Source organism: Amycolatopsis ultiminotia (assembly GCF_039536925.1).
Taxonomy (GTDB): domain Bacteria; phylum Actinomycetota; class Actinomycetes; order Mycobacteriales; family Pseudonocardiaceae; genus Amycolatopsis; species Amycolatopsis ultiminotia.
On sequence record NZ_BAAAZN010000021.1, the window covers coordinates 116,517 to 135,890 of the forward strand.

At 70.4% G+C, this 19,374-nt stretch carries 21 protein-coding genes and 1 tRNA gene; 11 read left to right on the forward strand and 11 right to left on the reverse strand.

Features of this window, described 5'->3' with window-relative positions; genetic code table 11:
* Positions 1-289 precede the first annotated feature (289 nt).
* Both ABD793_RS35300 and ABD793_RS35305 read left to right on the forward strand, forming a co-directional pair.
* Positions 290-1,417, forward strand: a complete 1,128-nt coding sequence (locus tag ABD793_RS35300) for a hypothetical protein (RefSeq protein ID WP_344867704.1) — start codon at positions 290-292, stop codon at positions 1,415-1,417.
* 101 nt (positions 1,418-1,518) lie between these two features.
* Positions 1,519-2,163 (forward strand): NAD(P)-dependent oxidoreductase, encoded by a 645-nt coding sequence (locus tag ABD793_RS35305; protein ID WP_344867706.1) that lies wholly within the window; start codon positions 1,519-1,521, stop codon positions 2,161-2,163.
* Here the strand turns inward: ABD793_RS35305 and ABD793_RS35310 are convergent, their stop codons facing one another.
* Positions 2,164-3,027 carry an esterase/lipase family protein gene (locus tag ABD793_RS35310; RefSeq protein ID WP_344867708.1) on the reverse strand — a complete coding sequence of 288 codons (864 nt, stop codon included), beginning with the start codon at positions 3,025-3,027 and terminating at the stop codon, positions 2,164-2,166.
* Between the two features lie 147 nt (positions 3,028-3,174).
* Here ABD793_RS35310 and ABD793_RS35315 point away from each other — a divergent pair, with 147 nt between their 5' ends.
* Positions 3,175-3,855 (forward strand): TetR/AcrR family transcriptional regulator, encoded by a 681-nt coding sequence (locus ABD793_RS35315; protein WP_344867710.1) that lies wholly within the window; start codon positions 3,175-3,177, stop codon positions 3,853-3,855.
* On the opposite strand, the gene ABD793_RS35320 is transcribed toward ABD793_RS35315, so the two are convergent.
* Positions 3,791-4,654 carry a TIGR03621 family F420-dependent LLM class oxidoreductase gene (locus ABD793_RS35320; protein ID WP_344867711.1) on the reverse strand — a complete coding sequence of 288 codons (864 nt, stop codon included), beginning with the start codon at positions 4,652-4,654 and terminating at the stop codon, positions 3,791-3,793. The two genes, ABD793_RS35315 and ABD793_RS35320, sit on opposite strands and share 65 nt — an antisense overlap.
* Before the next feature lie 98 nt (positions 4,655-4,752).
* Here ABD793_RS35320 and ABD793_RS35325 point away from each other — a divergent pair, with 98 nt between their 5' ends.
* Positions 4,753-5,178, forward strand: a complete 426-nt coding sequence (locus ABD793_RS35325; RefSeq protein WP_344867713.1) for a pyridoxamine 5'-phosphate oxidase family protein — start codon at positions 4,753-4,755, stop codon at positions 5,176-5,178.
* A gap of 67 nt (positions 5,179-5,245) precedes the next feature.
* Here ABD793_RS35325 and ABD793_RS35330 read toward each other — a convergent pair whose 3' ends face one another.
* The 4 genes from ABD793_RS35330 to ABD793_RS35345 form a co-directional block, all read right to left on the reverse strand.
* Positions 5,246-6,226 (reverse strand): ribose-phosphate diphosphokinase, encoded by a 981-nt coding sequence (locus ABD793_RS35330; RefSeq protein ID WP_344867715.1) that lies wholly within the window; start codon positions 6,224-6,226, stop codon positions 5,246-5,248.
* A complete protein-coding gene (gene glmU, locus ABD793_RS35335; protein WP_344867716.1) occupies positions 6,223-7,716 on the reverse strand; it encodes a bifunctional UDP-N-acetylglucosamine diphosphorylase/glucosamine-1-phosphate N-acetyltransferase GlmU in 1,494 nt (497 codons plus the stop codon). The genes ABD793_RS35330 and glmU overlap by 4 nt, the downstream gene beginning before the upstream one ends.
* Positions 7,717-7,761: 45 nt before the next feature.
* The gene (locus tag ABD793_RS35340) at positions 7,762-9,441 is read right to left on the reverse strand and encodes a GGDEF domain-containing protein (RefSeq protein WP_344867717.1); all 1,680 of its coding nucleotides are present in this window, start codon (positions 9,439-9,441) and stop codon (positions 7,762-7,764) included.
* 101 nt (positions 9,442-9,542) lie between these two features.
* Positions 9,543-9,614, reverse strand: a tRNA-Gln gene (locus tag ABD793_RS35345).
* Positions 9,615-9,835: 221 nt separating this feature from the next.
* Here ABD793_RS35345 and ABD793_RS35350 point away from each other — a divergent pair.
* The 4 genes from ABD793_RS35350 (at position 9,836) to ABD793_RS35365 (ending at position 13,526) form a co-directional block, all read left to right on the forward strand.
* Positions 9,836-10,795 carry an acyl-CoA desaturase gene (locus tag ABD793_RS35350; RefSeq protein WP_344867718.1) on the forward strand — a complete coding sequence of 320 codons (960 nt, stop codon included), beginning with the start codon at positions 9,836-9,838 and terminating at the stop codon, positions 10,793-10,795.
* A 97-nt stretch (positions 10,796-10,892) separates the two neighbouring features.
* Positions 10,893-11,483 carry a TetR family transcriptional regulator gene (locus tag ABD793_RS35355; RefSeq protein ID WP_344867772.1) on the forward strand — a complete coding sequence of 197 codons (591 nt, stop codon included), beginning with the start codon at positions 10,893-10,895 and terminating at the stop codon, positions 11,481-11,483.
* 106 nt (positions 11,484-11,589) lie between these two features.
* Positions 11,590-12,534 (forward strand): oxidoreductase, encoded by a 945-nt coding sequence (locus ABD793_RS35360; protein WP_344867719.1) that lies wholly within the window; start codon positions 11,590-11,592, stop codon positions 12,532-12,534.
* On the forward strand, positions 12,531-13,526 hold the full coding sequence (locus ABD793_RS35365) for an AraC family transcriptional regulator (RefSeq protein WP_344867721.1): 996 nt from the start codon (positions 12,531-12,533) through the stop codon (positions 13,524-13,526). The genes ABD793_RS35360 and ABD793_RS35365 overlap by 4 nt, the downstream gene beginning before the upstream one ends.
* Before the next feature lie 3 nt (positions 13,527-13,529).
* On the opposite strand, the gene ABD793_RS35370 is transcribed toward ABD793_RS35365, so the two are convergent.
* Both ABD793_RS35370 and ABD793_RS35375 read right to left on the reverse strand, forming a co-directional pair.
* Positions 13,530-13,910, reverse strand: coding sequence for a VOC family protein (locus ABD793_RS35370; RefSeq protein ID WP_344867722.1), 381 nt, complete (start codon positions 13,908-13,910; stop codon positions 13,530-13,532).
* Entirely contained in the window at positions 13,904-14,308 is a 405-nt protein-coding gene (locus ABD793_RS35375; protein ID WP_344867723.1) for an NUDIX hydrolase, read from the reverse strand. The genes ABD793_RS35370 and ABD793_RS35375 overlap by 7 nt, the downstream gene beginning before the upstream one ends.
* A gap of 74 nt (positions 14,309-14,382) precedes the next feature.
* On the opposite strand from ABD793_RS35375, the gene ABD793_RS35380 reads away from it, so the two are divergent.
* Positions 14,383-15,105 carry an SDR family NAD(P)-dependent oxidoreductase gene (locus tag ABD793_RS35380; protein WP_425548827.1) on the forward strand — a complete coding sequence of 241 codons (723 nt, stop codon included), beginning with the start codon at positions 14,383-14,385 and terminating at the stop codon, positions 15,103-15,105.
* A 2-nt stretch (positions 15,106-15,107) separates the two neighbouring features.
* Here ABD793_RS35380 and ABD793_RS35385 read toward each other — a convergent pair whose 3' ends face one another.
* The 3 genes from ABD793_RS35385 to ABD793_RS35395 are packed head-to-tail and all read right to left on the reverse strand — an operon-like array spanning position 15,108 to position 18,088.
* On the reverse strand, positions 15,108-16,256 hold the full coding sequence (locus ABD793_RS35385; protein WP_344867726.1) for a PQQ-dependent sugar dehydrogenase: 1,149 nt from the start codon (positions 16,254-16,256) through the stop codon (positions 15,108-15,110).
* A 36-nt stretch (positions 16,257-16,292) separates the two neighbouring features.
* Positions 16,293-16,949, reverse strand: coding sequence for a response regulator (locus ABD793_RS35390; RefSeq protein ID WP_344867727.1), 657 nt, complete (start codon positions 16,947-16,949; stop codon positions 16,293-16,295).
* Positions 16,946-18,088: a sensor histidine kinase gene (locus ABD793_RS35395; protein WP_344867728.1), complete on the reverse strand. Its 1,143-nt coding sequence runs from the start codon at positions 18,086-18,088 to the stop codon at positions 16,946-16,948. Before ABD793_RS35395 ends, ABD793_RS35390 begins: the two co-directional genes overlap by 4 nt.
* A 132-nt stretch (positions 18,089-18,220) precedes the next feature.
* Here ABD793_RS35395 and ABD793_RS35400 point away from each other — a divergent pair, with 132 nt between their 5' ends.
* A complete protein-coding gene (locus ABD793_RS35400) occupies positions 18,221-18,826 on the forward strand; it encodes a class I SAM-dependent methyltransferase (protein WP_344867729.1) in 606 nt (201 codons plus the stop codon).
* Positions 18,798-19,304 (forward strand): DedA family protein, encoded by a 507-nt coding sequence (locus ABD793_RS35405; protein ID WP_344867730.1) that lies wholly within the window; start codon positions 18,798-18,800, stop codon positions 19,302-19,304. Before ABD793_RS35400 ends, ABD793_RS35405 begins: the two co-directional genes overlap by 29 nt.
* Positions 19,305-19,374: the final 70 nt, after the last annotated feature.

The following is a 19,374-nucleotide window of genomic DNA, read 5'->3' on the forward strand; positions in this document are numbered from 1 at the left end:
ACAGCAGGGGCGGCGGGGATCGTCGATCTCTGCCCGGGGGCGGTTGTGCACGGCGGCGAGTTCACGGGCGTGGTCGAACCACGGGGCTTCTCGAGCCGCCGCGTCGATCACGCCGGGCACCACGCGGTGCGCCCGCCTCGCCGAGACAACTCACGAAGTGTAGACCAGCGCGGGCGCGCCAGGTCGCGGCGGGTACGCGAGCCGGTGCCGCCGGGTGGGTGACGACACGATTCCGGTTCCGCGGGGACCGGCCGCGGGGTGGCATGATGCCCGCGGGAAGAGGGGCGTGATGCGGGCTCGATGGACTGCGGTGGCGGCCGTGCTGCTGGGTGGGCTGCTCGCGGGCTGCCAGGTCGCGGTGGACGGCTCGGCCGGGCTGTCCGCGGCCGACCGGCAGACCGCGCACCAGCGGGCGGCACAGCAGGCGGCGGTGGACGCCGCGCTCCAGGCTCTGGAACAGGCGCCGGCGTTGCAGTACGACACGTCGGTCAAGGACGCCTCCGGTAAACCCGCCGATCTCGCCTTCCGCGTCACCCGCGGCGGAGACGGCCTCGGCGCGTTGCCGCTGGAGGGCCACACCGTGCACCTCGCCGAGCCGGCGGGCCAGCTGTACCTCTCGGCGGACGCAGACTATTGGAAGTCGCACGGGCTGGAGGAGAACAGCGCCCAGTTCGGCACCGGCTGGGTGCAGACCGTCGGCAGTGAGCTGCCGATGGACCCGGCCGCGCGGCTGGCCCCGCCGAAGCTGGCCGACGGGCTACGCAAGTCACTCGCGGCGCAGAACCAGGGCGGTCCGCCGCAGAAGCAGCGGCTCGCCGACGGCACCGAGGTCTACGAGCTCGGCGGTGGTCTCGGCGCGCTGCAGGTGACCACCGCCGAACCGCACCGCGTGGTCTCGTTCGCGCCGGCGTTGCTCGATCCGCGCGGCGGGCCGAAGCTCGGCGCCGGCTTCCGGGTGCGGCCGCTGTCGGTTGCCGAACTGAAGCAGTTCCACACCGATTTCGACGCCACGGTCGGCGGTCTCGGGCAGCCCTTCGACGGGCTGGCGCAGGCGAGTGTCACGGTGCTGAACGACAAACTGGACTGCAAGGACTACGTCGGTTCCTGCCAGACCACAGTGGACGTCGAGAACAACGTCGTCGGCAGCAGGCCGGGCAGCAAGCCGACCGTGCACATCACCCTCACCGTGGAGATCAGTGCGGACACGCTGGGCGCGCAGACCTGCAGCACTCAGGGTGACGCGGCCGCCGACTCGACCATCAGCATGTCCTGTTCGGTCAACTTCAGCCTGCCCAACCGCACGGCGAGCTACCAGGTGCTGGCGAAGCCGACGGCGGTCGGCGAGGTGCGCGCACCGCTCGACGTGAACGCCGTGAAGGCGAAGCTGGCCACCACGTTCGCCGCGCTCGGCGGCTGACCTGCACGCTCACCCACAGGTGCGTCGGTTTCGTTGAAGTAGCCGAAGATCCGTCTCTACCATCGGCGCCGCCGGAACGGATCTTCTGTCAGGAGTGGGATATGAGCAAGCTGGTGGTGTTCGGCGCGACGGGGTACGCCGGTGGCCGGATCACCGAAGAGGCGTTGCGGCGCGGGCATTCCGTGACCGGGGTGGCGCGCAAGGCCGAGGGGCTGCCCGATGGCGTCGAGGCGCGGGCTGGGTCGATGCACGACGCCGCGTTCGTCGCCGAAGTGACCAAGGGCGCGGACGAGATCGTGGTGGCGACCCCCGGACGGGCGGACGACCGGGGACTGTTGTTGCTGGACGCACTGCCGACGCTGACCGAGGCGGCCCGCGCGGCGGGTGCCCGGCTGTCCTTCGTCGGCGGCGCCGGTTCGCTCCGGGTGAGCGAGGACGGCCCGCGGCTGATCGATACGCCGGAGTTCCCCGAGGCGTACAAGTCGGAGGCGGGCAGCCACGCCGAAGTCCTCGAGGCGCTGCGTGCGCTCCCCGAGGGCGTCGACTGGTTCTACCTGAGCCCGGCTGCGGAGTTCGGTTCGCACAGCCCCGGCGAGCGCACCGGCAAGTACCGCGTCGGCGGCGACGTGCTGCTCAGCGCCGCGGACGGGCACTCTCAGCTCAGCGGCGCGGATCTCGCGATCGCCTTCCTCGACGAGATCGAGCAGCCGAAACACCGTCGCGTGCGGTTCTCCGTCGCGTACTGATCAGCCCGGCGACCCGGCCGTGCAGGCGAACTTCGCTGCATGTGCCGGGTCGAGTGCGTTCGTGACCAGGTGCCACACGTTGAGGTCGTAGGCCTCGCCGATGTGTCCCACCGGGTCCAGCGGGCAGGTGTCCTGTACGTAGGAGTTCACCACCCCCGGCTCACGCACGAACGCGGTGTCGGCCGGCGTGACGAGTTCGTCGAACCGAGAGGTGAGCACGGTGTAGTGCACGCCGGGCTGTGCGATCGGGCCGGTGTTGAGCGTCTTGACCGCGGCGCCGTCGGTGATCAGGTTGTCGCAGGCCGGGCAGCCGAGGGCGGCCAGAGCCTTGCCGACGGCTTCGCGCTCGCCCTGTCCCAGCAGGGAGGCGAGCTTGGCCAGTCCGGCGAAGGTGGTGCCGTGCGTCGGCGGGGCGATGGCGACCACCGAGCCGATCCGGTCCGCGATGCCCTGGGTCTTGGTGACGTAGAGGGACTGGAAACCGCCCTCGGAGTGCCCGACGAGGTCGACCTGTCCGGCGCCGGTCTCGGCCAGCACCTCGCCGATGAACTGCTTGATCTCGGCGGCCGAATCGGCGATCGGGCGCAGTCCGCCGACGACCGGGAACTGCGGGTAGCTGCCGTAGGTGCGGCTGAACGTGCAGTAGCCCTTGGCGGCGACCGAGTCCTGCAGGAAGTTGAGATCCTCGTAGGAGGTCGCGCCGAGGCCGTGCAGGAACACCACCGGACGGGGGTGCGCCGCGCTCGGCACGCAGTGCGGATCGTTGACGGCACCGGCTGCGGCCTGCGCGGGCGTGGTGAACGCGGCGGCCAGCAGTGCCGTACTCACGGCGAGGATGGCCAAGGGCCGGAAGAGCTTCCTCATCGGGCGGTTCCCTCCTTCCGCACCGGCGCCGTCGCCGGTGGGGGTGGCCTTGACACTGAATACCGCCGGGTATTGGATACCTGAAGGTATTGAGTGAGCTCCGGCACTGTCAAGTCCCGATCCGAGCTCCGATCCGGGAGGAGTCCGATGACTGACCGCACGCGCCCGACCCGGGCACAGACCCGGCGGCGCATTCTCGACGCGGCCTTCGCGGTCTTCGGGCAAAAGGGCATCGCAGCCGCGAAGCTGACCGAGGTCGCCGCCGCGGCCGGGCTCACCAAGGGGGCGGTCTACTCCAGTTTCGCGTCGAAGGACGAGCTGGTGCTGGCGCTGATGGAGGAGCACGCAGCGCACCGGCTGGAAGCCAGCCTCGCCGGTTTCGCCGAAGCCGGCGACGGTGGTGCCGGCCTGGCGAACGTGGCCGCGGTGCTGATGCACGAAATGCGCACCGACGCGGTGTGGCACCGCTTGCTGGCCGAGTTCTTCGCCATGGCGCACCAGGACGATCGCCGCCGGGCCGCACTGCGCGACCGGCGCCGGGAGGTGCGCGGCACCATCGCGCGGGCGTTGGAACGGCTTGCCGAGGGGTTGGACCTGCAGCTGCCGTTGCCCGCGGAGGAGTTCGCGGTGGTGTTGCTGGCGTTGAGCAACGGCCTTGCCGTGGAAGCGGACATCGACGACGAGGCGGTACCGGAGGGGTTGCTGGGGCAGGTGCTGACGTTGCTCGCGGGGGACGCGGTGGCGAAGGTGCGCGCGGCCGCGGTCAGCGACCCCGAAGCTCAGCCACCACCGGGGCGAACGTCTCCATCATCGGTTCGAAAACGGTGAGGTAGGAAAACCCGTACCGCTCCCGCCGCGAGACCAGCTGCGCCACGATCTCGTCCACCGTGCCGAACAACAGTTGCGGCGCGGTCAGCAGCTCCTCGATGCTCGCCGCGGTGCGCTCCTCGGTGTCGGCGTGCCATTCGGCGGCGGCCGCGCGGCGGTCGTCGGTGATCACCACGCGTTGTACGAGCATGTTGTACTCGATCGCACGTTTCCCTGCCAGCGAACGGAAATACGCCACCCGCTCGGCCATTGCCCCGGCGTTGTCCAGCACGAAGGTGCCGGGTGGACGGCCGCGTTCCTGGCGCAGTCCGGCGAATCCCACGATGTCCGCCTGTTCCGCGGCCAGCCGCAGGACACCGTCGCTGTTGCCGGCGATGAGCAGCCGGGGCATCCCGCCTTCGTCGGCGAGCCGCGTGCGCAGTTCGCCGAGTCCGTCGGCGAGGTAGGAGATCCGGTCCGCGGCCTTGTGCCACGGCAGCCCGGCCTTGTCGAACTCGTGCTTCATGTGCCCGGAGCCGAGGCCGAGGTCGAGCCTGCCGCCGGTGAGCTGGTTCGTGGTCGCGACCTCACGGGCGAACAGCGCGAGGTTGTAGAACGGCACATTGGACACGAGCGTGCCGACTCGTACCCGCTCGGTCACCGCGGCGGCCGCCGTCAACGCCGGGAACGGTGCGAGCCGCCCGGTGCCGAGATGGTCCGGCGCGGTGATGTGGTCGTACCCCAGTTCCTCGGCCCGGCGGCACTTCGCCGTCCAGCCGGTCGCGTCCCGCATGCTCACGCCGAAGGTGAATTCGTTCATGCCGCCGAAGCTAGTCAGCAGGCATCGGCGGCCGCACGCGATTTCGCCACCGGCGGAGCACCCTGGTTTTGTCGTATCCGCCCGGTAGCTTCGACGGCATGGCACTTTCCGTGGAAGAACGCGAGCAGTTCCTGGCCGAACCGCACATCGGCGCGCTCTCGGTGGTCGAGCGGCCGGACCGGGCACCGTTGACGGTACCCATCTGGTACCAGTACACCCCCGGCGGCGAACTGTGGATCCGCACCGCACCCGATTCCCGCAAGGGCCGCGCGATCGCGGCGGCAGGCCGGTTCTCGCTGCTGGTGGAGCGGACCGAGCCGACGATCCGCTACGTGTCGGTCGAAGGGCCGGTGGTGCGGACCACGCCGGACGAGGCGGAGCTCTCCTGGGAGATGGCCGCCCGCTATCTGCCGGAGGACAAGGTCGCCGGGTTCGTGGAGTACGAGCGGACGCAGCTCGGCGAGCACGCGGTGTTCTACCTGCGCCCGGAGCACTGGCTGGCCACGGACCTCGGAGCGCTCTGAGCGGGCACGCGGCAGCACCGCGCGCCCGCTCGGCATCGGCGGGCGCGCGGTGCCGCCCGGGGTCTTCTCAGGCGGCGCCGTCGAACAGCGAGGTGACCGAACCGTCCTCGAACACCTGCTGGATGGCCTCGGCGAGCATCGGCGCGATGGACAGCACGGTCAGTCCCGCGAACCGCTTCTCGTCCGGGATCGGCAGCGAGTTCGTCACGATGACCTCACGTGCCTTGCACTGCGAGAGCCGTTCGGTGGCCGGATCGGACAGGATGCCGTGCGTGCACGCGATCACCACGTCCGCGGCGCCCTGCTCCAGCAGCGCCTCGGTGGCCTTCACGATCGTGCCGCCGGTGTCGATCATGTCGTCGATCAGCACGCACAGCTTGCCCTCGACCTTGCCGACCACCCGGTTGGCCACGGCCTGGTTCGGCTTGTCCGGGTCCCGCGTCTTGTGGATGAACGCGATCGGCCGGTCGCCGAGCTGCTGCGCCCACTTCTCCGCCAGCCGCACCCGGCCGGAGTCCGGCGAGACGACCGTGATGTCCGCTTCGCCGTAGGTCTCCTTGATGTGGTCGGCGAGCACCGACTGCGCCATCAGGTGGTCCACCGGCCCGTCGAAGAAGCCCTGGATCTGCGCGGTGTGCAGGTCGACGGTCATGATCCGGTCCGCGCCCGCGGTCTTGAACAGGTCCGCGATCAGCCGCGCGGAGATCGGCTCGCGGCCCTTGTGCTTCTTGTCCTGGCGCGCGTACGGGTAGAACGGCATCACCACGGTGATCCGCTTGGCGCTGGCGCGCTTGAGCGCGTCCACCATGATCAGCTGCTCCATCACGTACTCGTTGATGGGCATGGTGTGCGCCTGGATGACGAACGCGTCGGTGCCGCGCACCGACTCCTCGAACCGCACGAACAGCTCGCCGTTGGCGAAGGTGTGCGCGGTCTGCGGGGTGATCGTCACGTTCAGGTTCTTGGCGACCTCTTCCGCGAGCTCCTGGTGCGCACGGCCGGAGAAGAGCATCAGATTCTTCTTCGGCGTCCCTGACTTCGGACTCATACTGGCGACTCCCCGTCGGTTCCTGCTGCTGACTCGGACACAACGGTGTCCTGCCGGGCGGCGAGCGCGGCCTCGGCCGCCTCCGCCGCGGGCGTGTCCGGCCTGCGCCGGATCGCCCAGCCTTCGATCACGCGCTGCGGACCGGCCGACACCGCCAGGGAGCCCGGCGGAACGTCGTCGCGGATCACCGCACCCGCACCACTGTAAGCGCCGTCGCCGATCCGCACCGGCGCGACCAGCGTGTTGTCCGCGCCGATGCGCACGTGGGAGCCGACCACCGTGGGGTGCTTGTGCACGCCGTCGTAGTTCACGAACACGCTGGAGCAGCCGATGTTGCTGTGCTCGCCGACGGTCGCGTCGCCGACGTAGGTCAGGTGCGGCACCTTGGTCCCGGTGCCGATGTCCGCGTTCTTCGTCTCCACGAACGCACCCAGCTTGCCCTTCGCACCGAGTTTGGTGCCGGGGCGAAGATAGGTGTACGGGCCGATCTGCACACCGTCGCCGAGTTCCGCGCCGGAACCGTGCACGCGGACCACCGAAGCGCCGGCGCCGACGGTCACGTCGGTGAGCGTGGTGTCCGGGCCGACCACGGAACCCTCGCCGACCGAAGTGGCGCCCTTGAGCTGCGTGTTCGGCTCGATCAGCACGTCGGCCGACAGCGTGACGTCCGCCTCGACCCAGGTGGTGTTCGGGTCGGTGATCGTGACGCCTTCGCGCTGCCAGCGCCGCACGATGCGGCGGTTGTACTCCGCGCCGAGTACCGAGAGCTGCACGCGGTCGTTCACGCCCTCGGTGACCCACGGGTCGTCGACGACCAGCGCACCGACGCCCTTGCCGCTCTCCCGCGCGATGCCCAGTACGTCGGTGAGGTAGAGCTCGCCCTGCGCGTTGTCGGTGGACAGCCGGGACAGTCCTTCGGTGAGCACCGCCGCGTCGAAGGCGTACACGCCGGAGTTGATCTCGGCGATCTCCAGCTGCTCCGGCGTCGCGTCCTTGTGCTCGACGATCGAGGTCACCGCGCCTTCACCGTCCCGCACGATGCGGCCGTAGCCGGCCGGTTCGGGGACGACCGCGGTGAGCACGGTGACCGCGTTGCCCGAACCGTGGTGCTCGGCCAGCAGTGCGGCCAGCGTCTCGGTGTCCAGCAGCGGCACGTCGCCGTAGCTGACCAGGACGGTGCCGGTGAGCCCGTCCGGCAGTTCGCTCAGCGCGCAGGACACCGCGTGTCCGGTGCCGTTCTGCTCCTCCTGCACGGCGGTGGCGACCTCGCGGCCCAGCGCCGTGCCGACCCGGGCCAGTTCGGCGCCGACCGCCTCGCGGCCGTGTCCGATCACCACCACCAGGTGCTGCGGTTCCAGCCCGGCCGCAGCGCGGACGGCGTGTTCCACCAGTGCCCGCCCGGCGATCGGGTGCAGCACCTTCGGGGTGGACGAGCGCATGCGGGTGCCCTCACCCGCGGCGAGGATCAATGTGCTCAGCGGGGCGGCCACGAGACTCCCAACGATTCACCGGACGGCTGACGTCAGGCAACGATCCTACGTGGGGTCTTCCGCGGCCCACGCGGGGTCGGCCGCCAGGCTGTCGGCGGGCCAGCTTCCGGTGCTCTCACCGGCCATCGAGTTGGCCGACGCGACCTGGTTGCCGCCGTCGCGTTTTGCCTGGTACATCGCGGCATCCGCGCGCGCGAGCACCTGTTCGGCCCGCTCCTGCGGGCGCAGCGAGACGAGCCCGATGGACAGTGTGACGCCGTGCGAGAGGTGGTGCGGCAGCGACGCGACGGACTTGGCCGCGCGGCCGAGCGCCATCTTCGCCGCGGAGGCAGGCGTGCCGGGCAGCAGCGCGATGAACTCGTCGCCGCCGTAGCGGGCCACCACGTCGTCCCCGCGCAACGTGTCGCGGAGCGTGCTCGCGACGACACGCAGCACGTTGTCCCCTTCGGCGTGCGACTGTTCGTCGTTCACGCCCTTGAACCGGTCGAGGTCGACCAGCGCGACGGCGAGCGGCTGGGCGTCGGCCGAGGAGGACAGTGCGCGCAGGCGCTCGTCGAGTGCGCGGCGGTTGGGCAGGCCGGTGAGCGGATCCTGCAGTGCCTGCTGGGTGATCGCGCCGTGTTCGGCGGAGAGCCGTTCGTGCTCGCGCCGGGCGTTGAGGGTGGCGATCTGCGATTCGCGCAGCGACCACATTTCGGTCTCCAGCGCGGTGGCGTAGTCGATCAGCGACTGGTTCGCCGCCTCCGGATCGAGCCGGGCGCGCTCGCGCGCGATGGTCAGCCGCATCGACGGCTGCGACGGCAGCTCGGCGAGCGCGTCGTGGGTCTCCCGCAGCACCTGCAGCGCGTCCGCGCGCCGCCCGGCCCGGTCGAGGCAACGGGCCAGTGCGATGGCGACGATCTCCTGCTCGTGCGGGAAATGGTGGCCCTCGTACAGCGGGCGCAGCCGTGCCACGTGCTCGGCGGCAGGCTGGTGCAGGGCGAGTGCCGCGGCCAGCACGCCGACCTGGTCCACCGCGGCGACGCCGGCCTTGCGCGGGAAGAGCGATTCGGCGAACGGCCCTTCGGCCGCCACCGCCATGGACGAGGCGGTGCGGAACTTCTCGGCCGCCTCGTCGTAGCTCTCGACGCGTTCGAGCCGCAGGCCCCAGCCGAGCAACATCTTGACCCGGTTCATCAGCTGCAGGGTGATCTCGTGCGGGCTTGCGCTCTCCCGGATCGCCTGGTGCGCGCGGCCGATCACCTCCTCGGCCGCCTCGTACACGCCGAGCTGGTTGAGCACGATCCAGCAGTCGATCAGCGCGTTGGACTGCATCCGGTTCCAGTTGCGCACGCCGACCTGGCGGTCCGGGATGGTGGAATCATCGAGGATGGCCAGCGCGCGGGCGATCTCGGTGAGTGCGGCGTCCTCCTGCGCGGCGAGCACGAGACGGCGCCCGCGCAGCGCGTGCGCGTCGGCGCGCAGCAGTGAAAGGCCGTGCCTGCGGGTGTGCGCGAGCATCTCGTCGAGCCGCGGTTCGGCCTCGGCCTCAAGGCCGCGGGTGACCAGCCGGGAGAAGGCGGAGGCGCGCAGCATCTGGGCGACCAGGGTCGGCTCCCCGCGGCGCAGAGTCTCCTCCAGCAGCTCGTCCATGATCGTGACGATCTCCAGCTGGTTTTCGTACTCCTGCCGCTGCACGGCCGCGATCAGCTCCCGCGCGCGGCCGACCAGCCATGCGTCGGACATTTCGGCCAGCGTCGGGCGCCGGGTACCCGCGGAGTCGCTCGCTTCCTCGCTCAGCCGCCCCCACTCCCCACGCTCGCCTGCTCGTGCACCCTGCTGGACAGCTCCGCCGCCAGGATTCGAACCTGAACTGTCAGAACCAAAATCTGAAGTGCTGCCGATTACACCACGGCGGATCGAACCTGGTCAGGATAGCGATGATCGGCGACCCTGGTGCCGGGAGGGTGAGCCGCCCGCGGGGCCGGTCGCCGGAAATGTCCGCGGAACCGGACATTCGGGGCCTCCCCAGGGCGCGGAACCTCCTGTACCGTAACTTACGACACCGTAGGTTAGGGCACCCTTTGCCAGTAGGGCTTTGCCAGCGCAAGACCGCAGGAAGACAGGAAGAAGTGAACGTATGACGGCCACTCTCGACCGTTCCCAGTCCGCCGGAAAACCGCCGAAGGGCGGCAAGCCGGTCATCGACGGGAAACGCGGCATCGGCGTGCAGATCTCGGTCTACCTCGGGGTGCTGCTGCCGCTGGCCGCCCTGCTCGTCGCGGTCCCGTTCGCCTGGGGCTGGGGCCTGAGCTGGCTGGACGTCGGGTTGTTCGTGGTCTTCTACGGCATCAGCGGGCTCGGCATCACGGTGGCGTACCACCGGCACTTCACGCACGGTTCGTTCAAGGCGAAGACCTGGCTGCGGGTGGTGATGGCGATCTCCGGCAGCATCGCACTGCAGGGCCCGGTGATCACCTGGGTCGCCGACCACCGGCGGCACCACGCGTTCTCCGACCGCGACGGTGACCCGCACTCGCCGTGGGCGTTCGGCAGCTCGCCGCTGGCCATCGCGAGGGGCTTCTGGCACGCGCACATGGGCTGGCTGTTCGAGCGGGACAAGAGCAACCAGGGCCGGTTCGCGCCGGATCTGGTGAAGGACCCGGCGATCCGCAAGGTGGACGACCTGTTCTGGCTGTGGTCGCTGCTCAGCCTCGCCCTGCCTGCCCTGATCGGCGGGCTGGTGTCGTGGTCGCTGTGGGGTGCGGTGACCGCGCTCTTCTGGGCCGGGCTGGTGCGGATCTGCGTGCTGCACCACGTGACGTGGTCGGTCAACTCGATCTGCCACATGATCGGCGAGCGCCCGTTCGCCGCCCGCGACCGGTCGGCGAACTTCTGGCCGCTGGCGATCTTCTCCTTCGGCGAGTCCTGGCACAACCTGCACCACGCCGACCCCACCTCGGCACGGCACGGCGTCAAGCGCGGCCAGATCGACATGTCGGCTCGGCTGATCTGGCTCTTCGAGAAGTTCGGCTGGGCGCACGACGTGCGCTGGCCGACCCCGCAGCGGCTGGCCCGCATCGCCGCCGAGGCCAAGTAGCCCGGCCGCTACCCTGGCGCGAATGGCGGGGAGACGACGGGCCAAACGCGAGGCGGTCACCGGGGCACGACCGGCCGCACCGGTGACCAGGGTGCGCATGACCGGCAGTGAACGCAGGCAGCAGCTGCTGATCGTGGCGCGGGCGCTGTTCGCGGAAAAGGGTTTCGACGGCACGTCGATCGAGGAGATCGCGGCCCGCGCGAACGTGTCGAAGCCGGTGGTCTACGAGCACTTCGGCGGCAAGGAAGGCATCTACGCGGTCGTGGTGGACCGCGAGACCCAGCTGCTGCTCGACCGGATGGTCTCCACCCTGCACGGCGGGCATCCGCGGGTGATGCTGGAGCAGGCGGCGATCGCGTTGCTCAGCTACGTCGAGGACTCGCACGACGGGTTCCGCATCCTGGTCCGCGACTCCCCGGTGGCCAGTTCGACCGGCACGTTCTCCACCGTGCTCAACGACATCGCCGGCCAGGTGGAGCACATCCTCGCCCAGCAGTTCGCCGCCCGCGGCTACGAGGAGAAGCTGTCCGCGCTCTACGCCCAGGCGCTGGTCGGCATGGTCGCGCTCACCGGCCAGTGGTGGCTGGACGCCCGCAAGCCCAAACGCGACGAGGTGGCCGCGCACTTGGTGAACCTGGCGTGGAACGGGCTGTCGCACCTGGAGCACAAACCCCGGCTGCTCGGCTGAGCGGTGGCGCGAACCGCCACCGGAATGGCGGGTTCTGCCACTGTGCCCGGCGGCTGCGCTGCCTAGCGTGGGGACATCATCGAATTTCCCGCGAGGAGTTGACGAGATGTCCTGGACACTGGCTGATGTTCCGGCGCAGCGGGGCCGGGTCGCGGTGGTGACCGGTGCCAACGGCGGTCTCGGCCTGGCGACGGCGCAGGCTCTGGCCGGCAAGGGTGCGCAGGTCGTCCTGGCGGCCCGCAACGAGGCCAAGGCCGCCGCGGCCCGAGACCGGATCACTGCGCACCACCCCGACGCGGCGGTGCAGGTCGTCCCGCTCGATCTGGCCTCGCTCGCGTCGGTGGAGCAGGCTGCCACCCGGATTCTGGCTGCGCACCACGGTATCGACCTGCTGATCGCGAACGCGGGTGTGATGGCGATGCCGGCGGGCCGGACCGCGGACGGGTTCGAAACCCAGCTGGGCACCAACCACCTGGGGCATTGGGCGCTGACCGCGCGTCTGCTGCCTGCGCTCGTCCGCACTCCGCATGCGCGGGTGGTCACGGTGACCAGCGGAGCCCAGCACGCCGGCCGTCCGCTGAAGCCGGCCGATCCGGGTCTGCTGCGCCATTACCACCCGTGGCGGGCGTACTCGAACTCGAAGCTCGCCAACCGGCATTTCGCACAGGGGCTGGACCGGCAGTTCCGGGCGGCAGGCCTGTCCGCCCGAGCGCTGACCGCGCACCCGGGGGCCACCGACTCCGAGCTGCAGGCCACCACGGTCGCCGCCGGTGGCGGCGGTGCCATGGGCCGGTTCTTCCTCGCCGTCGGCCACGGGATCGGGATGACCCCGGAAGAAGGGGTGTTGAGCCAGCTGCGTGCGGCCACTGATCCGCGTGCCGAAGGCGGCACCATGTACGGCCCGCGCTGGGGTACGCGGGGTGCTCCGGTCCGCCGACGGCTGGTCCGGCCCGGCACCGACCGGGCGATCGACGTGCTGTGGCAGATCTCCCGGCAGCTGACCGAACTCGACGTCGACGTGGACCAGGCGCTGGCGGTGTCCCGGAAGTGAGCGCGGGCAGGTTCATGCTCAGTCCGGCAACCGTCGCGGTACTGGCCGACGTCGGGGTGTCGACCGGCTCGATGCTGCGCACGGCCGGTCTGCCCGAGGACCTGTTCCTCGACCGGCAGGTGGCGCTGACCGCGGAGCAGTTCTACCGGTGCTGGCTGGCGGTGGAGGAGATCTCGGGCGACCCGGCGCTTGGCGTGAGCCTCGCCGAGCAGGCGCACGCGGAAACGTTCCAGCCCATCGTCTTCGCCGCACTGTGCAGTCCCGACCTCCGCCGGGCGGCGGAGCGGCTCGCCGCGTACAAGCGGCTGCTCGGCCCGTTGCAGCTGATCGTGGAAACCGAGGGCGACGGCCTGCGGGTCACCGTCCGGTGGCCGTCGGCTCCGGTGCCGCCGCCGGGTTTCCTCGGGTACGAACTCCTGGTGCCGGTCGCACTTGCCAGGCTGGGCACGCGCAGCCGGGTGAGTCCGCTGCGTGTCACGCTGCCCGATCCGCCGCAGGGCGCGGCCGCCACGGCGTACCGGAATTACCTCGGCACCCCGGTCGTGGCCGGGCCCGAGCCGACGGTGGCGTTCACCGCGCTCGACGCCCGCCGTCCGTTCCTCACCGCAGACACCGAGATGTGGCAGGTGTTCGGGCCCGAACTGCGCCGCAGGCTCGCCGACCTCGAACAGCGGGAGTCGACCGCCGGACGGGTGCGTGCGGCCCTGCTCGAGCTCCTGCCCGCCGGTCAGTGCGGTGCCGCCGCCGTTGCCCGTCGGCTGGCCATCAGTGTCCGGACCCTGCAACGCAGGCTGGCCGCGGAACAGACCACCTTCCAGGAAGTGCTGGAACGCACCCGGCACGCGCTGGCCCGGCACTATCTGGCCCGGTCCGGGATCACCGTCACCGAAATCGCGCTGCTGCTCGGGTACGACGAACCGAGTTCGTTCTACCGGGCCTTCCACCAGTGGTCCGGCACGACCCCGCAGCAGGCCCGCGGGCTGCTCGCCTGAGCTTCATCCACCCGACGGCGCAAGGCTCAGATCGACCACACAGAAGCGGTTGCCGTCCGGGTCGGCGAGCACCACGAAATCCGGTTCCGGCGGGTAGCTGTCCCACTCGAGGTGCTGTGCGCCGAGCCGGACCAGCCGTTCGATCTCGGTGTGCTGCTCCGCGCTGGTGTCGACGAGCAGGTCCAGGTGCAGCCGCGGACGCGGTTCCGGCGGGGACTCGCTGCGCATCAGTCCCAGTGCGTGCCCGCCGCCGGGATGGTCAAGGGTCCGCCACGTTTCGCTCGCCCATTCCGCAGTGGCGACGAGGCCGAGTGCTTCGGTCCAGAAACGTACCGCGCGCTCGAGGTCGGTGACGCCGACGACCGGGAATCCGAGCCTCAGCACGTGGCCAGCTCACCGCGTGCGTGCAGCTCGTCGAGGATCAGCCCGACGGCGGGGGAGACCTGGTCGCGTTCGGCGTGGGAGAGCCAGCCGATCGACTCGATTTCACTGCTCGCGCGCAGCTCTCCGGTGTACCCGGCGGTGTAGCAGGTCATCCGCACCAGCACCCCGTCTGCACGGCCGTGTGCCTGTGCCGCCCACACACCGGCGAGCCGGGCGGTGGACGGGACGAGCGCGACCGACAGTTCCTCGGCGATCTCCCGCACCAGTGTCTCGACGTCCGACTCCCCGGATTCCCGTTTGCCGCCGGGCAGGTACCAGGTGTCCTTGCCTGCCGAGCGGGCGGCGAGCACCCGGCCCTCGACCACGTGCAGCCAGGCCACCTTGTCGATCGCGGTCATAGGTCCGAGGGTAGCTCTCCGGCGGCCGCTCGCCGGTACTGTTGCCCGCAGCGATACGTGAGCAGTGAAGGGCACTGGGGATGAGCCGAGAAGTTGTGGTCACCGGTGGTGGCACCGGAATCGGGTACGCGATTGCCGCGGGATTCGCACAGGCCGGTGACACGGTCACCGTGACCGGGCGGCGGGCGAGCGTGCTCACCGAGGCGGCCGTGCTGCTCGGTGCGCGGGCGGTGTGTTTCGACGCGGCCGATCCGGCGGCGGTCGAACAGGCGTTGCCCGAGTTGCCGGACCAGATCGACGTGCTGGTCAACAACGCCGGTGGGAACACCGATTTCCTGCGGGACGACAGCCGTGACCTGAAAACCCTGGACGCGGCGTGGACGGCCAACTTCCGGGCCAATTTCTTCACCGCCGCGCTGGTCACTTCGGCGGTCCGCGAGCGCATTTCCGACCACGGCCGCATCGTCACCGTCGGCTCGATCGCCGCGCACACCGGTGTCGGTTCCTACGCCTGGGCGAAAGCCGCGCTGGAAGTGTGGAACGCCGACATCGCCAGGTACCTCGGGCCGCGCGGGATCACCGCGAACATCGTGGCCCCCGGTCTCGTCGTGGACACCGGGTTCTTCCACGGCAAGCTCACCGACGAGCGCCGGGAGCTGTTGATCGGCAACACGATGACCAAACGTGCCGGACGGCCGGAGGACGTCGTCGAGGCGGTGCGGTTCCTCGCGGCGCCCGCGGCGGGGCATGTCACCGGCCAGGTGGTGCACGTCAACGGCGGTGCCCACGTGGGCTGAGCTCAGGCCGGCGTCACCCGCAGCACCTTGTCGTCGCCGCCGTTCGAGGTGGTCACGTACAGCGAGCCGTCCGGCGCGCTGCGGACCGCACGCAGCCGTCCGAACCGGTCGTCGAACTCCGGCGGCAGCGTGACGCCGGTGACGTTCGCGTCGGGGCCCAGGTGCAGCAGCAGGAGTTTCTGCCCCTTCAGCGCCACCACGGCGAGCGCGCCTTCGTCGGCGCCCCACTGTTTTCCGGTGAGGAAGGCGTCGCCACTGGTCGCCTCGGTGATCGAGCCACTGGTCCACAGTGGACGCACGGCGTCCGGGAACCGTTGCGTGTCGGTCATCGGCACGCTCTCGTCGTAGCTGTCGTCGGTGCCGCCCTTCGACGGGTCCCAGCCGTAGTTCCCGCCGGGGCGCAGCAGGTTGACCTCGTCGTCGAACGTCGGCCCGTGCTCGGAGGTGACGATCTGCCCGGTGCCGGGCCGGATCGCGACGCCCTGCACATTGCGGTGGCCGTAGCTGTAGATCCGTCGCTCGTCTGGATCCGCGGACGACAGGAAAGGGTTGCCGGGCAACGGTTCCCCGGTCTTCGCGTCGATCCGCAGCACCTTGCCGCCGAGGCTGTGCCGATCTTGGGCCACGGTGGCGTTCGCGGTGTCGCCGGTGCCGACGAGCAGCGCGCCGTCCGGGGCGAGCGTGGGCCGGCAGCCGGAATGCCGTCCGCCCGGGTTCACCGGCAGGCCGGTCAGCAGGTCGCGCACCCTGGTGGCGCTCGCGCCGTCGGCGGCCAGCCGCCAGGTGACGAGCCGGATGTCCACCGCCCGGCCGTCCTCCTGGTGGGTCTGGCAGGTGGTGAACTCGCGCGAGGTCGCGAAATCCGCGGACGGCACCAGGCCCATCAGCCCGCCCTCGCCCTGCACGAGCACGTCCGAGAAGTCCGCCCGGACGTCGACCTTCGCACCGTTGCGCAGCAGGGCGAGCTTGCCGGGGCGCTGTGGGACGAGCAGGGAGCCGTCCGGCAGGAACGCCACGTCCCAGCCGTGTTCCAGCCCGCTTGCGATCTCCTGCACGTTCAGCGATCGGCCGGGCTCCGGCGTACCGGCGGTGCCCGAACACCCGGACAGCAGCACGGCCGGGACGAGCAGGGCGATCAGGTGCCGGCGCATGCCTCCAGCATGCCGCACGAATCGTGCGTTCGGCGCTCAACTGCCCGGCCGGATCAATCCGGACTCGTAGGCGAACACCACCGCGTGCACCCGGTCCCGCAGGCCGAGTTTGCCGAGGATGCGGCCGACATGCGTTTTCACCGTGGTCTCGCCGATGAACAGCTGCCGTGCGATCTCGGTGTTCGACAGACCGCGCGCGATCAGGCTCAGCACGTCTTTTTCGCGTTCGGTGAGCGTGTTCAGCCGCTCCTCGTCGAGCGGCGTCGGCTGATCCGCGAGATAGCGTTCGAGCAGGCGTTTCGTGACCGACGGGGACACCATCGAGTCGCCCCGCAGCACGCCGCGGATCGCCACCAGCATCTCCTCCGACGGCGCGTCCTTCACCAGGAAACCGCCGGCCCCGGCGCGCAGCGCGGAGTAGGCGTACTCGTCGAGGTCGAAGGTGGTGATCACGAGGACTGCGGTGTCCGGCAGTTCAGCGCAGATCCGTCCGGTCGCGGCGACGCCGTCGAGCACCGGCATGCGTACGTCCATCAGCACGAGGTCGGGCCGCTGCTGCCGCGCCAGCTCCACGGCCTCCGCCCCGTCCGCGGCCTCGGCGACGACCGCCAGATCCGGCTGGCTGTCCACGATCATCCGCAGTCCGACGCGCACCAGCTCCTGGTCGTCGCAGATCAGCACGGAGGCGCTCATGCGGCGTCGTCCGTCCGCAGCGTGGCGCGCACCCGGTAGCCGCCGTCGTCGAGCGGGCCGGTCTCGAGCCTGCCGTGGTACAGCTCGACGCGTTGTGCCATGCCGGTCAGCCCGCGCCCGGACCCAGGCAGCCCGGCGGCTGCCGGCACCCGGCCGCCGGTGTTGGTCACCTCGACGCTGAGCTCGGGGCGGGCGAATGCGACCCGGACCCGGCCCACGGCGTCGGACGGCGCGTGTTTGAGCATGTTGGTCAATGCCTCCTGGACGATGCGGTAGGCCTGCAGTGCGACCCCAGCGGGCAGCTCGGCGATGTCGCCGTCCACCTCGAGTGCCACTTCGCGGCCGGCCTGTTCGACCAGGCCACGCAGCCGGTCGAGCGTGGGTTGGGGGTCCCGCCCCGGTTCGCCGGCGTGCATTACTTCCAGCAGCCGGCGCAGTTCGGTGAGCGCGGTGCGGCCGGTGCGGCCGATGGTGTCGAGCGTGCGGTCCACCGCACCGGGATCCTGGTGCCGGGCCAGCTTCGCGCCCTCCGCGTTGAGCACGATCACGCTCATGCTGTGGGCCAGCACGTCGTGCAGTTCGCGGGCGATGCGGGCGCGCTCCTCGGCGACCGCGGCCCGGTCCTGCGCTCGCTGTTCGGACTCGACCAGCTCGGCCCGTAGCTGCTCCTGTTCGGCCAGCTGGTCCTTGGCGTGGAAGAACTCGCCGAGTGCCCACGCGGCGAGCTGCAGCGGGAGCCCGACGATCCCGGCGATCACCGCGTCCTGGGTGGCGGCGCCCCAGCTGAGGCTCCAGCCGAGGTCCAGCGCGATCACCCCGGTGGCCACTCCGGCGGCAAACCACCGGTCGCCTGCCCGGACGAGCGTGTACAGCGCCACTGCCATGGCGAGTTCGCTCCGGCCACGGTCGTAGGCCCAGACCTCGTTGGTGTACACGGCCAGCACGCCGGCCAGTACCAGCACCGCCGTGGTGCGCGGGAACCGGCGGCGGACCAGCAGGGGAAGCAGGAACAGCAGCGGGACCGCCCGGAAGAGCCAGTTGTCCGCGTTGGCGTTGGGCCCGAGGAGCACGAAGACGGCGTACAGCGGCAGGTCCAGCATCCACCGCTGGCTGCGCGCCCACCTGACCAGTCGCTCCACCTGCCGAACTTAACGCCGATCCGGTAGCCCGCACGTCGTACCGCGGTAGGTCCCGGGTCGTCCGATAGGACGATGTACCCGGGGCCGTCGAGCCGATGTGCGGCTATCCAGGTGGTTCATAACGTCGGTCTCATGTCGATCATCAGGGAGTTCCTGCGCCACCCGATGCGCACTGGCGCGATCGCCTCCAGCTCGCCGCAGCTGGCCGTCGCGATGACCGTAGGTCTGGGCGTCGAAAACGCACGCAGTGTGGCGGAGCTGGGCCCAGGAACAGGTGTGTTCACCGAAGCTCTGCTTCGCCGACTCGCGCGTGACGCCTCCTTCACCGCGGTAGAAATCAACTCTCGCTTGGCACGGGGGCTACGCAGTCGCTTTCCGACCTTGCACGTTGCTGAGGACTCAGCCGAACACCTAGCGACGTACGCGACTACACCGGTCGATGTCGTCGTCTCGGGCCTGCCGTGGACAGCCATGTCCGCCGTATATCAAGACAAGGCCTTAGCCGCCGTCACCGCTGCACTGTCTCCCGAAGGCCGCTTCACGACCTTCGCCTACGTGCACACTGCGTGGACCCCGCCCGCTCGACGCTTCGCGCGCCTACTGCGAAGCCGCTTCGCAGTCGTCGAACGCACCCGCGTGGTGTGGCAGAACCTTCCACCCGCGTACGTCTACCGCGCGGCCCTGCCAGTGCGGAAGGAACAGGATAGGTGTGGGCAGTCTGCTGCGGCCGCTTCTTGACGCACCCGCGCCGCTCATCTACGTCGTGTGCGCTTTGGTGATCATGGCGGAAACCGCCTTGCTGCCGGGCATCGTCCTGCCGACGCTGTCCACCTTGCTGCTCATGGGGTTCCTCGTACAGCGCGGAACGCTGACCTGGTGGCTAACCCTGCCCGTCGCTGTCGCTGCAGCCGTTGCAGGAGACCAGCTCGCCTACCTGGAGGGCCGCCATTGGGGCCCACGACTGCGTACCTCCCGCTTCGCCCGCCGGATCGGTCCAAGACGGTGGGAGAAGGCCGAAGCGACCGTGACCCGGTACGGAGTGCCGGCAGTCGTTCTCGGCCGTTGCCTTGCCGGCCTCCGGACCCTGGTGCCGCGGGTGGCCGGCTCCGTTGGGCTGCCGTACTGCCGTTTCCTGGTCAGCAGCCTTGGCGCCGCGGTGGTGTGGGCTGGGGTGGAGCTTTCGGTGGGACAGTTCGCCGGCTGGGTCGCGCCGTGAACCGGCACCCCGGCCGTCCCGCCGACGAGGCCACCGGTGGCTGCCCGGAACGGGGTCACCGGCCCGTTCG

Bases quoted from the DNA above. Each gene is read 5' to 3' on its own strand.
- ABD793_RS35300 (WP_344867704.1), top strand. From the start codon at position 290: ATGCGGGCTCGATGGACTGCGGTGGCGGCCGTGCTGCTGGGTGGGCTG.
- ABD793_RS35305 (WP_344867706.1), top strand. From the start codon at position 1,519: ATGAGCAAGCTGGTGGTGTTCGGCGCGACGGGGTACGCCGGTGGCCGG.
- ABD793_RS35310 (WP_344867708.1), bottom strand. From the start codon at position 3,027: ATGAGGAAGCTCTTCCGGCCCTTGGCCATCCTCGCCGTGAGTACGGCA.
- ABD793_RS35315 (WP_344867710.1), top strand. From the start codon at position 3,175: ATGACTGACCGCACGCGCCCGACCCGGGCACAGACCCGGCGGCGCATT.
- ABD793_RS35320 (WP_344867711.1), bottom strand. From the start codon at position 4,654: ATGAACGAATTCACCTTCGGCGTGAGCATGCGGGACGCGACCGGCTGG.
- ABD793_RS35325 (WP_344867713.1), top strand. From the start codon at position 4,753: ATGGCACTTTCCGTGGAAGAACGCGAGCAGTTCCTGGCCGAACCGCAC.
- ABD793_RS35330 (WP_344867715.1), bottom strand. From the start codon at position 6,226: ATGAGTCCGAAGTCAGGGACGCCGAAGAAGAATCTGATGCTCTTCTCC.
- ABD793_RS35340 (WP_344867717.1), bottom strand. From the start codon at position 9,441: ATGTCCGACGCATGGCTGGTCGGCCGCGCGCGGGAGCTGATCGCGGCC.
- ABD793_RS35350 (WP_344867718.1), top strand. From the start codon at position 9,836: ATGACGGCCACTCTCGACCGTTCCCAGTCCGCCGGAAAACCGCCGAAG.
- ABD793_RS35355 (WP_344867772.1), top strand. From the start codon at position 10,893: ATGACCGGCAGTGAACGCAGGCAGCAGCTGCTGATCGTGGCGCGGGCG.
- ABD793_RS35360 (WP_344867719.1), top strand. From the start codon at position 11,590: ATGTCCTGGACACTGGCTGATGTTCCGGCGCAGCGGGGCCGGGTCGCG.
- ABD793_RS35375 (WP_344867723.1), bottom strand. From the start codon at position 14,308: ATGACCGCGATCGACAAGGTGGCCTGGCTGCACGTGGTCGAGGGCCGG.
- ABD793_RS35385 (WP_344867726.1), bottom strand. From the start codon at position 16,256: ATGCGCCGGCACCTGATCGCCCTGCTCGTCCCGGCCGTGCTGCTGTCC.
- ABD793_RS35390 (WP_344867727.1), bottom strand. From the start codon at position 16,949: ATGAGCGCCTCCGTGCTGATCTGCGACGACCAGGAGCTGGTGCGCGTC.
- ABD793_RS35400 (WP_344867729.1), top strand. From the start codon at position 18,221: ATGTCGATCATCAGGGAGTTCCTGCGCCACCCGATGCGCACTGGCGCG.